The sequence below is a fragment of the Pseudoalteromonas sp. 1181_04 genome, from assembly GCF_052850545.1.
The window spans coordinates 12,328-26,916 of the sequence record NZ_VXCS01000032.1; the positions used below are offsets into that span (position 1 = coordinate 12,328).

Here is a 14,589-nt window from a genome sequence, read left to right on the forward strand (position 1 = left end):
GTTAGTTTTGTTGTTTGGCACTAATGCTACTGTGAATTAACGGCGAAATAGTGAGCCCTTGCACAATAATCGAAAATATCACCACAACGTAGGTAACAATAACAAGCAGGTTGTGTAAATCAGAGCCGCCCACAAATACCTGATCACGAGGAATTGCCGCAGCCATTGCTAAAGCAAGGCCACCGCGTAGGCCGCCCCAGGTTAAAATTTTAACTGAGTGTTTGTCGTATTTTCTAAATTTCTTAAATACCACAAATGGTGCGCCAACACTGATAAAGCGAGCAAGTAATACTGCAGGCACCATTAGTAGTCCTAAACCAATTTCAGCTAGGCTGATGGGCATAGTGACAATTAGCATCCCGATAATCAAAAATAACAATGCATTCAAAAAGCTGTCGGTGGCGTGCCAAAAGTCTTTTACGTAGCGAGTGTCTTCAGGCCCGGTGCGCTCTGTCGCTTTAGTACGGGTTATATTACCTAACAATATACCGCTAGTTACCATCGCCAGTGCGCCAGATATTTCCCATATATTGGCAGCGGCGAATCCTGCTGTCGGTATAGTTAAGGTTAGTAACAAGCGAATATTTACATCACGACTGTTGATGATCAGATAATGACCCACTAACGCAATCACTAAACCAAATGCAATCCCTCCCAGTGCGTCGACAAAGAATAGCTCTGCAATGCCTGCTGCACTGGCTTCAGTGTCGAGAAAAGCCACGGCAAAAATAGTGGTAAAAATAACTAAACCAATACCGTCATTAAATAATGATTCACCTTCAACTTGCACAGAAATGCCTTCAGGGGCACGCATTTGTTTAATAATTGCAAGCACTGCAATTGGATCGGTTGGACTTATTAATGCACCAAACAATAAACAATAGATAAAAGGCACCGCAAAGCCTAACGCGGCAAATAAGTAAAAGCTTAAAAAGCCAATGATAAAGGTTGAAGCTAAGGTCGAAAATAACACCAGTACGGTAATTTCGAAACGTTGTTTTTTGAGTGCTGCAAGGTTAATTTCCAATGCGCCTGCAAACAGTAAAAAACCGAGCATGCCTTTGAGTAATAATTGATTAAAATCGATACTTGAGACTATCTGTGTAATCTCCAGTGCCGTTGAATCGCCCAATAATTTTACCGCGAGTATTAATAACAGTGAAATCACTACTGAGCCAGTTGTTATGGCAATAGTGGTTTGCATTTTGAGGATATACTGGTTAGCAAATGCGATAAAAATCGCTAATGCAGATAAAAAACAAATGAGGTACCAAGCATTCATTGTTTGACCTTAAATAATATATTGGAATGAGCAAAAAGGAATGTACTTTCGCGCAGGTATGTTACTCCTGAGACTTTCAAATGTCACCGCGATAATGCTGTTAATTACACTTTTAATAGGCGTTTATGCTACTGACGCAATGACAGCGAAATTAATTGATGGTTTTGTTTGAAGTTTTATAGGTATGAACAGCTTCTAAACGTCAACAGCTTCTTTTTTTAGTCGTCAACATTTGCAGTTTGCTATCTATATCGGTAGCCCTATTGCCAATTAATTATAGAGCCGAGTAGCAATGACATTTAATGTATTACCAATAATAAAAACAAATGATATGTAACTATGTGTTAATTTAATGTAATTATTTATTTACAGTTTTTCGGGGTTTTGTTAGTGATTAATTAACAATATTGGTTTAAGTTGTTGTTTTAAAATGTTTCTGTTTTGGTTTTTTGTTATTTAATGTTAATTTTTTGTTTCATTTTCAATTTCACTGAAAGCAGTATAGGCTGAACTTGAATCGGGAACGGGTAGTGCCGGTTTAATACAAAAATATTAAATAAATAACAACTTAAATGGAGCGTAAACGTGAATTTATCTAAAATCACATTAGCAACACTTGCTGCTCTTGCGGTAACGCAAGCATCAAGTGCAGTAGCTGCAAATAAACAATATCTAAATGAACAAGCAGCCCTAACTACAGCTTTGCAAAATAGTGCGTCATCGGTACTTATGGCAAGCCCAATGCAGTTAGTTGGTTTAGATGCTGGCAATGAGTTAGTCGTATTAAAAGAAGTAAAAAGTAACAATGGTGATACGACACGCCGTTATCAACAACAGTATCAAGGATTACCAGTCATTGGTGATACTGTGAGTTTAACGTTTGATAATAACGGCCAATTAAAACGCGCTCATGGTGCTGCTGTATATGATATTAGTAGTGATATAAGCTCAGTGATGCCAAAACTCAGTAAAAAAATGGCTATTACACAGGGGTTAAAAAACTCCCCCGCAGCGGCTAAATCAGTAAGTCTTAAAAAACACAATGAACAATCGCGTTTAGCGATTTGGCTTGATGCGCAACATGTCGCACATTTAGTGTATGAAGTATCGTATGTTACTTATGGTACTAATCCTTCTCGACCTTATCAGATCATTGATGCGAATTCTGGTGAGGTTTTGCATAGCTTTGATAACCTTCAACATGCCAATGCTACAGGCCCTGGTGGAAATTTAAAAACAGGAAAGTACATTTACGGAACTGATTTTAGTAGTTTAGATGTGTCGCAATCAGGCAACACTTGCACCATGAATAACGCAAATGTTAAAACCATTAATTTAAATGGTGGCACCAGTGGCTCTTCAGCGTATTCCTTTACTTGCCCCGAAAACACCTTTAAGGAAATAAATGGCGCTTATTCGCCATTAAATGACGCGCACTACTTTGGTAATGTCATTTTTAATATGTATAACGACTGGATTGGTTCTCCTCCGCTGTCTTTTCAATTGCAAATGCGTGTTCATTACGGCAGTAATTATGAAAATGCTTTTTGGGACGGATCAGCAATGACTTTTGGTGATGGTCAAAATACCTTTTATCCATTAGTTAGTTTAGATGTTTCTGCTCATGAAGTTAGCCATGGTTTTACTGAACAAAATTCAGGGCTTGTATACAGTGGGAAATCGGGCGGCTTGAATGAAGCGTTTTCTGATATGGCTGGTGAAGCTGCCGAGTTTTATATGCTAGGCACTAATGATTGGTTAGTTGGCCAAGAAATTTTCAAAGGCAATGGTGCATTGCGTTACATGAATAACCCGACCCAAGATGGTAGTTCAATTGATAACCAATCGAGTTATTATTCTGGGATGGATGTACATTACAGCTCAGGTGTATTTAATAAAGCATTCTATAACTTAGCAACTAAAGCTGGTTGGGATACTAGAAAAGCTTTTGAGGTTATGGCGCGTGCAAACCAATTATATTGGACCGCTAGTACTAATTGGGACTTGGCTGGTAATGGTGTAATGGATGCGGCATGTGATTTAGATTACAGCCCAGATGATGTACAAAGCGCACTTGCGGCAGTGGGTGTAACGTCAAATTTAAGCCCTGGTAGTAGTTGTGGAGGAGTAGAGCCACCAATTGACGAGCCACTTAGCAATGGCGTGCCACGCACTGGGATCAGTGGTACAGAAAAACAGCAACTGTTCTTTACCTTAGAAGTACCAGCTAATGCCACTAATTTGCAGTTTAACACGGTAGGTGGCAGTGGTGATGCGGACTTGTATGTAAAATTTGCGCAAAGACCAACACTGAATAGTTTTGATTGTAACAGCACGACTTCAACCAGCACTGAAAGCTGTGCTATCAGCAATGTTCAAGCAGGTACTTACTATGTAATGGTTGAAGCCTGGAACCAAATATCGGGCGTTTCACTCACGGGGAGTTTTGATGGCGGTGATACGGGTACTACACCAATAAACCGTACTGAAACTAATGTAAGTGTTAGCTCAGGTGGTTGGACTCGTTTTAGTCAAGAACTAAGCGCAGGTTATTCAACATTGAATGTTGCTATAGCGGGTGGTTCTGGTGATGCAGACTTGTATGTTAATTTTGGCTCGCCATCATCAACATCGTCTTATCAATGTCGACCATATAAAAATGGTAACAACGAAAGTTGCGAAATTACTGCTCCACAAGCGGGCACTTGGTATATTGATTTACAAGGCTACAGTGCGGCAAGTGGCGTAACGTTAACAATAACGGCTAACTAATCCCTCACCTAAGGGAGCATTCGCTCCCTTTTTTACCCTTATATTTTCAGAGTCTGAATTTGGGTAAACACAGAAAAAAAGGAAACTGTTATGAATATCTTTGCACCAAGCGTCCTGCTTGGCACTGTGTCATTATTGGTAAGTCAGCTGGTAATAGCACAAGAGCCTGACAGTATTTGGGTAAGTATTGACCCTGTAGCAGCTAAACATTACAAATTAAACCAAACAGCTCATAAACACAGTACCGAGCTCCTCGCTCCACAAGCATCCAGCTTATCTTCTATTAATTTTATGCGTATTAAACAGACTGAAGTGGCTAATTTAAGTGAATTTATGCACGACAATTACCATCGCTGCGGTGGCTTTGTAGCACATGAATCATTGCTTGAGGCGCAGCTTTATACTGAGCAATTAGCTAAAGTACAGAATCAGTCAATCAACAGCTTGGCTATTAACTACACAATAGATAATGCGCAAACGGTACAGACACTGATCAATAACATTAGTCCTAATGATCTAACCAATACCGTTAATTCGTTGAGTGCTTTTAATAATCGCTATTACTCAGTACAAAGTGGAGTTGATGCATCTCAATGGTTAAAAGATTATTGGCAACAGTTAGCGAGCAACCGCGCTGATATTAGTGTTGATTACTTTAGCCATAGTTGGTCGCAATCATCTGTAATTGTGACTATTCAAGGCAGCGAAAAAGCGGATGAAATAGTAATTGTTGGCGGTCATTTAGATTCAATTAATCAATCAAATCCTAGTAATGGCAGAGCGCCCGGGGCGGATGATAATGCCTCCGGTATTGCGGTCTTGTCGGAAGTGCTTCGGGCAATCGTAGATAATAACTATCAACCACAAAGAACAATCCAAATTATGGGTTTTGCAGCTGAAGAAGTAGGGCTGCGAGGTTCAAAAGCGATTGCAACGGCGTATAAATCACAGGGCAAAAATGTGGTAGGTATGGTGCAATTTGATATGACCGGTAATCATGGCAGTAGCGATGATATTGTGATGATGACAGATTATACTAACAGCGGCCAAAATCAGTTTTTGGGACAATTGATCGATACTTATTTACCCACCCTAAGTTATGGTTTTGATCAGTGTGGTTATGGCTGTTCAGATCATGCTTCGTGGTATCAGCAGGGCTTTGCCGCCTCAATGCCATTTGAGTCGCGCATGGCTGATATTAACCCGCTAATCCATACAGCAAACGACAGTAATTTTGATGCCGATCATGCGAGTAAATTTGCCAAGCTTGCGGTGAGCTACTTAGCTGAAATGGCTAAAAATGCCGGCTATGAAGTACCACCCACTGACAATGAACTGGAAAATGGTGTCACAGTGTCTGGAATTAATGCGCTTGCTAAAGAGCAAGTTTTTTATACCTTAGCAGTCCCTGCAGGAAGTAGTAATTTAAACTTTACTACAGCAGGTGGCAGTGGCGATGCTGATCTATACGTTAAGTTTGGCGCACCGCCTACTTTACAAGACTTTGACTGTAACAGCACTAATTCAAACAGTAATGAAGCATGCGCTATTAGTAATATACAATCAGGTACATATCATGTCATGGTTGAAGCATGGAGCGCTATTACCGGTGTTTCCTTAACGGGTAGTTATGATGGTGACAATAATGTACCGACACCGATTAATCGTACCGAGACGAATGTCAGTGTGGCAACAGGAGGTTGGACTCGCTTTAGTCAAAATATCAGTGCGGGTTACGCGTCGTTAAATATTTCTATTTTAGGTGGTAGCGGGGATGCTGATCTGTATGTGAATTTTGGTTCGCCGTCATCAACGTCAACATATCAATGTCGACCTTATAAAAATGGTAATAATGAAAGCTGTACTATTAGCAATCCCCAAGCTGGTGCTTGGTATATTGATTTACAAGGTTACACTGCGGCAAGTGGTATTACTTTAACGATCAACGCACAATAATAACAATAGCAAAGGGGCATTGCTCCTTTGCTATTTGCTTTGCGTATTCACTTGCCCTTGGGGCTATGCTTACGTAAAATCCCGCTATTATTTTTAGCAAAGCGATCGTTATTATCAAACAGCTTTTTAGTGCAGCAGGCCCGTTAGCGCAATCTCTAGATGGTTATACGCCTCGCCAACCGCAGATCGATATGGCGGTTGCGGTGAGTGATGCATTAAAAAACCGCTCGCAATTAGTGGTTGAAGCGGGCACTGGTACAGGTAAAACCTACGCTTATTTAGCCCCTGCGCTAAAGTCTAAAGGTAAAACAATAATTTCAACCGGCACGAAAGCGCTGCAAGAACAATTATATCACCGTGATTTACCACAATTAGTCAAAGCGCTTAGTGCGAGTAAAAAAACCGCGCTGCTAAAAGGGCGCAGTAACTATCTATGTACTTATCGGCTTAATCAGCATGTTGCCCATGTACCGACCGATGATTCTGATGTGATGCATCAATTGGCCATGGTGGCTAAATTTGCCAGTGAAACGCACACCGGTGATCTGGCTGATTGTATTGGTATCGAAGAAGATGCCAAAGTATTACCTTATGTAAGCTCCACTGCAGATAACTGCTTAGGTAAAGAGTGTCCTGATTTTCAAGATTGCTATATTCGCAAAGCCCGCTTAAAAGCGATGGATGCCGATATAGTAGTGGTTAACCATCATTTGTTTTTTGCAGACATGGCGGTAAAAGATACCGGCTTTGCTGAACTCATTCCCACAGCTGATGCCTATATATTTGATGAAGCACACCAATTAAGTGAAATTGCCAGTGATTACTTTGGTGAGAGTATCAGCACTAAAAAGCTGGTGGACTTAATTAATGATTTACGAGCAATTTATCGCTCTGACATTCCGGATATGTTGCAACTTGGTAAAACCTTAAATAAGCTTGAAACCAGTGTTGCAGACTTGCGCTTACAATTTGGCTTAGATGGTAGCCGAGGTGATTGGCGACAAATGCTGGCAAGTAAAGAAATTTGCGCCGCGTTACATAGGGTGATCAGCGATTTAGACTTTTTGTATCAAGTACTCAAACATTGTTTAGACCGTAGCGATAAAATAGAACACCCATTTGAGCGTACCTTAGCTTTTAAAGGGCAATTAGAACGGGTGTTTGATATAAGCCAAACAGGTAACAGTTATTGGTATGAAACAACACGCCGCTATTTAACCGTACATATAACTCCGCTTAACGTATCAGTTAAATTTGCGCAAATGATGGCAGACACGGGGGCTGGCTTTGTATTCACCTCAGCGACTCTATCTGTCGATAATGCACTTGATCATTTTAACGCAAGCCTAGGCCTTAAGCCTGCCAAAAGTATGATGGTTGATAGTCCGTTTGATTATTATCAGCAAGCCTTATTATGTTTACCGCGTTATTTGCCTGAAACACATGCAGCGAATATGCCTCATGCGATTGTTAAGCTTACCCTCGATTTAATTAAAGCAGCAAAAGGGCGCTGCTTTGTATTGTTTACCAGCTATCGGATGATGCATTTAGTCGCCGAAGGGCTAAGTACGCAGATTGATTATCCTATTTATATGCAAGGGCAAATGTCTAAACGTATTATTTTAGAAAAATTTACCCGCCATGGTAATGCCGTATTATTAGGTACTGCGTCGTTTTGGGAAGGAGTTGATGTCAGAGGTAGCACACTCAGTTGTGTTATTATTGATAAGTTACCCTTTGCAGCACCCGATGATCCACTGCTCCAAGCTAAAATGCAAGATGCGCAATTACAAGGACATGATCCTTTTGCTTATATTCAATTGCCACAAGCGGTGATTGCACTAAAACAAGGCGTTGGACGACTGATCCGCGATAGTAAGGATAAAGGGGTGTTGGTGATTTGCGATAACCGTTTAGTGACACGCCAATACGGCCAAGTCTTTTTAAAAAGCTTGCCGCCGATGCGCCGCACACGAAGCCTTCAAGTGGCCAGTGAATTTTTAGAACACATTAACTAGAGAAATAATTACCATGAATAACGCAATCAGTACTAGTGATATTAATCTATTAGCATTTGACGCTTCTACCGAAGCATTGTCTTTAGTGCTCAATTATAATGGTCAGTTATTTCACCATTTTGAAGTATGCCCGCAACAGCATAGTCAAAAAATCTTACCGTTGGTTGATCAGTTGTTAGCTAAGGCAAATTGCCGTTTAACTGATTTAGATGTTATTGGTTTTGGCCAAGGCCCAGGTAGTTTCACTGGCGTGCGTATAAGTGTCGCCATTGCGCAAGGCTTAGCTTATGCATGTAAACTGCCACTAGTTGGTGTGTCAACGCTGCAAATGATGGCGCAGCAAGCTTATCAACAAACCGGTGAAAAAAGTGTATTTAGTGCTATTGATGCGCGTATGGGAGAAATATATTTTGCCCATTATAGACTCAGTGATAATGGTGTGATGACCTTACAAGGTGACGAACAAGTATTAAAACCCGCATTATTATCTCTTGCAGACGAACCAGGGATTGCAGTGGGCACTGGCTGGCAAACATACCCTGAGGCACTGGCAGATAACCCACAAATAGCTATCAATAACGACATCATATTACCTGATGCCGGTTTTATGTTGGCTACAATTAGCGATGATTTCAGTGCGCAACGTACGGTCAGTGCTGCGCAAGCTCAACCTAAATATGTACGTGATACAGTAACCTGGAAAAAATTACCTGGACGCGAATAAACTGATTAATAAAGCAACTTGCAAGGTTATTAAATTTGGCACATAATTTAATAACCTAAGTAACGAGACGCAACTTTGAATCTACCTATTGGCTCAGGGTTTTACTCGGGAGACATACCCGGTAAAATTACCTCAAGACAGATCAACACTAATAAACCTCAGGGTTTATTGGAGCAATCTGCTGCTGATAATAAACAGTCTGCGGAGTTTGTTAAATCAAGCCAAGCAGGTATTGCGCTGGCTGATAAGTTACAAAGTGATACTGCCCAACCTAGTTACCGACAAACGATTTATGACCAACCGACAGCCAAAGTAAGTCGTGCTATTTCAACCTACACCGAGTTTGCTAATTTAGAACGCCGAGCTGAAGTACAAAACTTAATTGGTGTGGACATTTACGCTTAACAATTAGACAGTAATTTAACTCTGTGTTGATGTGCTTGTATTTGGCAAAAGTTTACCTCCAGCTGTGATTAAAAAAAGCCCAGATACGTTATGACTGGGCTTTTTATAATTAACCTTTAATGTTGCAGTTAGCCTCTCCCCTCAGGAAAAGCAACATGCCAATTAAACATTACTGCTGTTCAATAAAGCCGATCAGTTTATCGGCAATATCAGTATTGTTTTGTGAGCCGATAAATTTATCAGCACCTTTACCATAGGCAAATACTTGTACATCAATAGCAGTGTGACCGCCGGTAGTCCAACCGGTGAAACTGGCTCTACTGATAATATCTTTAATGGCAAGATTAAGTGGTTTATCACCTAATTTTTTTGCTTGTTCAAGCTTGATCTGGTTTTCGGGAGTGTATTCTATATTCGTGTTAGCAGTCCAAATGGCTTTTAAATCATCAGACTCTGACATTAATTTAGTTAATTTAACGGCTGTGGCTTTCACGCCTTTTACTACCTCGGTTTCCCATTTATATTGACCATGCGCACCTAATGTTAAACCACCTGTTGAGTGATCTGCGGTGATCACCAATAAGGTATCCGGGTTTTTATCAACGTACGCTTTTGCTTGCTCGATTGATTTAGCAAAATCATCCATTTCCGCCATTGCACAGGCAATATCATTGGCATGGCCACACCAATCAATTTGGCTGCCTTCGATCATCACGAAAAAGCCATTTTTGTCATTTTCATCAAGTAACTCAAGCGCTTTATTGGTCATTTTTGCTAAGCGTGTTGGGTTATTATCTAACGCAAAGTCAAGCCCAACTGGAGCAAATAATCCCAGCGCAGGAATTTGCTTAATATCTTTTAACGCACTAAAGTCATCACTGTATTGATAGCCCGCTTGCTTAAATTCTGCAACTAAATTACGGTCTTCGCGGATGTAATATTTAGTACCGCCACCGAGCATTAAATCAACGGGAAGTTTTCCGGCAATTTTATTATCAATGTAATCATTGGCAATTTCATCGTAGTTACGACGAGATTCATTATGTGCAGCGAAGCTTGCAGGCGTGGCATGATTGATTTGTGAGGTTGCAACTAATGCGGTGATCATGCCTTTTTGTTTGGCAATTTCGAGCATGGTTTTTACCGGTTTTTTATCGGTATCAACTGCAATTGCACCATTATAGCTTTTATGGCCGGAGCTCAAAGCTGTTGCGCCAGCAGCACTGTCAGTTACATAGGTATGGTCGTCAGGGTAAGTATGTGCCATACCTTTAAGAATTGTATCAAACACCGTACCTTCAATTTCTTTGGTCGACGGATCATCTTTAAAGTAGCGATATGCTGTAGTATAAGCGGGGCCCATGCCATCACCAATCATATAAATTATGTTTTTTGGTGCTTGCTCTGCGTATGCACTTGCTGAGCATAATAATGCCAAGAGGCTTATTTGTTTCTTCATCTTTGTACCCTGTTTATTATGTAGTGCCATTGTATACGCAATGTAGTATAAATAAATGTCTTTTACGTTAAACAAACTAAAAACAAAGGGGAATTACGCAGTGCATCCATTTTCAGTTCAAAGTGGCGCATTAACACTTCATGGCCTAACATTTGGGCAAGGAAAAGAGGTTGTCATTGCATTACATGGTTGGCTTGATAATTGTCATAGTTTTTTACCCATGTTAGAACATAACACCTTAACTGCAACTTGGTATTGTGTGGACTTTCCTGGACATGGTTTATCAGATTGGCGTGGAAGCGATGCACACTATTATTTCATTGATTACATTGATGATATTTATAACTTAATCGAGCAACTTGGGGTTAATAAAGTACACTTGGTTGGTCATTCTATGGGCGCAATGGCCGCTGGTCTTTTTGCCAGCTGTTTTCCTGATAAAGTAAATACGGTCACTATGATAGAAGGACTGGGAGTTGTCACAACACCCAGTAAAAAAGTGGTCGAGCAGCTTAGAAATGCAATTTTGAATCGACGTCGTGTAAATAAAAAAGCACCCCGACAGTACGAGTCAAAACAAATAATACACCAAGCACGGGCGGTACAAAGTGACTTACCTTTGGATTTAATAGCACTTTTGATGGACAGAAATATACGAGAAACTGAACAAGGATGGCTGCTAAGAACTGATCCAAAGCTTAAAAATCATTCAGGTTTTAGATTTGATGAGCAACAATGCATAGCGGTAATAAGCGAAATAAATGTGCCGTGCCAATTAATTCTAGGCAGTGAAGGGTATCAATTTATTAGTGATAATTTAAATAAATATGCTAATTATTACAAAAGCTTAATAGTAAATGAAGTTGAAGGTGGCCACCACTGTCATATGCAAAGCCCTGAGCAGTGTTTACAGCAGATTCATGCCTTTATGCTGCAAACTGGTGCATGTTAATTGTATATTTGCACAAAATGTGGGAATATTTGCGAATTAGAGTGATTGCTCAATTGTGAAATTGCCTTACTTAGTTTAAGGTTTAATAAAAATAAATTATAAATAGAACAGGAGCTAAGAGTGGACAAAATTTGGCTGAAGCGCTACCCAGAGGGTATGCCTGAAACAATCGATCCTGAGCACTACAACTCGTTGTTAGAAGTGTTTGAAAAAAGCTTCACTGACTACAAAGACTTGCCTGCTTTTACCAATATGGGTAAAACATTGAGCTATGATGAAATAGACCAAGCAACAAAACGTGTTGCTGTGTATATTCAAAAAGAGCTGGGATTGAAAAAAGGCGATAAAGTGGCTGTAATGATGCCAAATTTATTACAAACACCTGTTTCAATACTCGGTATTTTACGTGCCGGTTGTGTCGTAGTTAACGTTAATCCGCTTTACACTGTACGTGAGCTTGAACATCAATTAAATGATTCAGAAACATCAGCGATTTTTATACTGGCTAACTTTGCAGACACGCTTGAAAAAGCATTGCCGCACACTAAAGTAAAACACATCGTAGTTACCCAAGTGGGTGATATGGTGGGTGGCTTTAAAAAGCACTTGGTTAACTTTGTTGTTAAGCATATTAAAAAAATGGTGCCAAGCTATTCATTGCCTAACCCCATTAAGTTTGAAGCCTTACTTGCAGCGAACGAAAAAGATTACATTAAACCTGAAGTGTGTTTATCTGATATTGCTTTTTTACAATATACCGGTGGCACAACGGGTGTCTCTAAAGGTGCGATGCTGACCCATGGCAATATGGTAGGTAACTTAGAGCAGGTTTCTGGTTGCTTAGATCAAGTGTTAGAACGTGGCAAAGAAGTTGTTGTCACTGCTTTACCGCTTTATCATATCTTTGCACTAACAGCGAACTGCTTAACGTTTATGAAGTATGGCGGATTAAATTTATTGATCACTAATCCGCGTGATATGAAAGGCTTTGTGAAAGAATTAGGCCAACATAAATTCACCGCGATCACGGGTGTAAATACATTATTTAATGGTTTGTTGAACACACCGGGTTTTGCCGAGCTTGATTTTTCAAGTTTGAAAATGTCCCTTGGTGGTGGTATGGCTGTACAGCGACCTGTTGCTGAAAAATGGCAAAAGATCACCAGTAGCAAATTAATGGAAGGGTATGGTTTAACTGAGTGTTCGCCATTAGTTACTGTCAGTCCTTATGATCTAGATTCATACAATGGTTCGATTGGTTTACCTGCACCTAATACTGAGATCAAGTTGATGTTAGATAATGGTGAAGAAGCAGCCAAAGGTGAGCCGGGCGAATTATGGGTTAAAGGTCCACAAGTGATGGTTGGTTATTATAATCGTCCTGATGCAACGGCTGAGTGTTTGCAAGATGGTTGGTTTGCCACAGGGGATATAGCCACTTATGACGATGAAGGATTCTTTTATATTGTTGACCGTAAAAAAGATATGATCATCGTATCTGGCTTTAATGTGTTCCCAAATGAGATCGAAGAAGTGATTGCAATGCATGAAGGTGTTTTAGAAGCAGCAGCAATTGGTATCCCTCATGATGTTAGCGGCGAACAAGTTAAAGTTTTTATTGTTAAAAAAGACCCATCTTTGACTGAAAAAGATATAATAAAACACTGTCGTGATAATTTAACTAATTACAAGGTCCCAAAACTGGTTGAGTTTAGGGATGAATTGCCAAAAACAAACGTTGGCAAAATACTCAGACGAGCCTTGAAAGATTAGCAAGCTAAAAAAGCCGACATTTGTCGGCTTTTTTATTGTAGGAGATTAAGTGCAATATCAATTGATCCAAACCCAAAATCAATTAAATGAGTTTGTAGAGCAGATCCGTAACAAACCCATCTTAGCAATTGATACAGAATTTATGCGTCGTCGTACTTTGTATCCTGAAGTTGCCCTTATTCAAGTTTATGACGGCGAACATTTAGCATTAATCGATCCGCTAGCCGAGCTATCATTGTTTGATTTTTGGCAGATTTTACGTGATCCTGCGGTGTTAAAAGTCTTGCATTCACCGTCGGAAGATATTGAAGTATTTCAAAAATACGCCGGCTTCGTACCTGCTCCCTTATTTGATAGCCAGTTTGCCTTGCAATTATTAGGCAATGGCAACTGCATGGGCTTTGCTCATATGGTAAAAAATTTACTCGATATTGAAATCGACAAAAGCGAATCACGGACCAATTGGCTACAGCGTCCGCTAACAATTAAACAACTCGATTACGCTGCAGCTGATGTATTTCATTTATTACCGTGCTTTAAAATTATTATTGAACAAATCAACGACGCTGGTTTCTTTGATATTGTGATCAATGAAAGTGAGTTGATTGCACAAAAACGGGCTTATCAAACACCGGATGAACATCTGTATCGAGACATTAAAAATGCTTGGCAATTAAAACCTGCGGATCTTGCTGTATTAAGAGAGCTTTCGGCTTGGCGTCGTAACAAAGCGATACGCAAAAATTTAGCGCTTAACTTTGTATTAAAAGAGCATTGCTTGGTTGAATTGGCAAAACGCAAACCAACGAGTTTAACTGCAATGCGTAATGTCCCAGAAGTCGATAGCATCGAAGTTAACCGCTCGGGCGTTGAAATCTTAAAGTGTATTGAAAAAGCTAAAGTGATCCCTGTTGCAGATTTTCCTGAGCCACTAAGACGACTTATTGACTTTCCAAGTTATAAAAAAGTAGCCAAAGAAATTAAACAAAAAATCACTGCAGTTGCTAAAAAACAGGGCATTCCAGAAGATGTATTTGCATCTAAAAAGCAAATCAACCAGTTGATCAGTTGGAATTGGAAGTTAACCAGCGCTGAGCGTGAACAGACTCCAAAGCCCGATTTACTTAACTCATGGCGTTATGAATACTTAAAATACACACTGAAAGAGTGGGATGTATAATTATTAAGAGTTCATAGGGACTAAGATAGTTAATGTACTGTTGTTAGTCCCTACTGTTTGTGTCAGAG

Annotated in this window: 10 protein-coding genes; 8 read left to right on the plus strand and 2 right to left on the minus strand. The window is 40.0% G+C overall.

Going from position 1 to position 14,589, the window contains the following annotated elements:
* Position 1: 1 nt before the first annotated feature.
* Entirely contained in the window at positions 2-1,282 is a 1,281-nt protein-coding gene (locus FW757_RS20495; protein WP_182718776.1) for a cation:proton antiporter, read from the minus strand.
* Positions 1,283-1,867: 585 nt separating this feature from the next.
* Here FW757_RS20495 and FW757_RS20500 point away from each other — a divergent pair.
* The 5 genes from FW757_RS20500 (at position 1,868) to FW757_RS20520 (ending at position 9,157) form a co-directional block, all read left to right on the plus strand.
* Positions 1,868-4,054, plus strand: a complete 2,187-nt coding sequence (locus tag FW757_RS20500) for a M4 family metallopeptidase (RefSeq protein WP_446441633.1) — start codon at positions 1,868-1,870, stop codon at positions 4,052-4,054.
* A gap of 90 nt (positions 4,055-4,144) precedes the next feature.
* Positions 4,145-6,010 (plus strand): M28 family metallopeptidase, encoded by a 1,866-nt coding sequence (locus FW757_RS20505; RefSeq protein WP_182767958.1) that lies wholly within the window; start codon positions 4,145-4,147, stop codon positions 6,008-6,010.
* A gap of 191 nt (positions 6,011-6,201) precedes the next feature.
* A complete protein-coding gene (locus tag FW757_RS20510) occupies positions 6,202-8,028 on the plus strand; it encodes an ATP-dependent DNA helicase (protein WP_220491309.1) in 1,827 nt (608 codons plus the stop codon).
* Positions 8,029-8,041: 13 nt separating this feature from the next.
* Positions 8,042-8,752 carry a tRNA (adenosine(37)-N6)-threonylcarbamoyltransferase complex dimerization subunit type 1 TsaB gene (gene tsaB / locus FW757_RS20515; RefSeq protein ID WP_182718779.1) on the plus strand — a complete coding sequence of 237 codons (711 nt, stop codon included), beginning with the start codon at positions 8,042-8,044 and terminating at the stop codon, positions 8,750-8,752.
* A gap of 75 nt (positions 8,753-8,827) precedes the next feature.
* Complete coding sequence (locus FW757_RS20520; RefSeq protein WP_149980212.1) at positions 8,828-9,157, plus strand: hypothetical protein; 330 nt, start codon at positions 8,828-8,830, stop codon at positions 9,155-9,157.
* A gap of 169 nt (positions 9,158-9,326) precedes the next feature.
* Here the strand turns inward: FW757_RS20520 and FW757_RS20525 are convergent, their stop codons facing one another.
* Positions 9,327-10,616, minus strand: coding sequence for an alkaline phosphatase (locus FW757_RS20525; protein WP_182718780.1), 1,290 nt, complete (start codon positions 10,614-10,616; stop codon positions 9,327-9,329).
* Between the two features lie 100 nt (positions 10,617-10,716).
* Here FW757_RS20525 and FW757_RS20530 point away from each other — a divergent pair, with 100 nt between their 5' ends.
* The 3 genes from FW757_RS20530 to rnd all read left to right on the plus strand — a co-directional run bounded on the left by FW757_RS20530 (position 10,717) and on the right by rnd (position 14,521).
* Positions 10,717-11,568 (plus strand): alpha/beta fold hydrolase, encoded by an 852-nt coding sequence (locus FW757_RS20530; RefSeq protein ID WP_145236301.1) that lies wholly within the window; start codon positions 10,717-10,719, stop codon positions 11,566-11,568.
* Between the two features lie 120 nt (positions 11,569-11,688).
* Positions 11,689-13,341, plus strand: coding sequence for a long-chain-fatty-acid--CoA ligase FadD (gene fadD / locus FW757_RS20535; RefSeq protein WP_145235691.1), 1,653 nt, complete (start codon positions 11,689-11,691; stop codon positions 13,339-13,341).
* A 49-nt stretch (positions 13,342-13,390) separates the two neighbouring features.
* Positions 13,391-14,521, plus strand: coding sequence for a ribonuclease D (gene rnd, locus FW757_RS20540; RefSeq protein WP_182718781.1), 1,131 nt, complete (start codon positions 13,391-13,393; stop codon positions 14,519-14,521).
* Positions 14,522-14,589 lie beyond the last annotated feature (68 nt).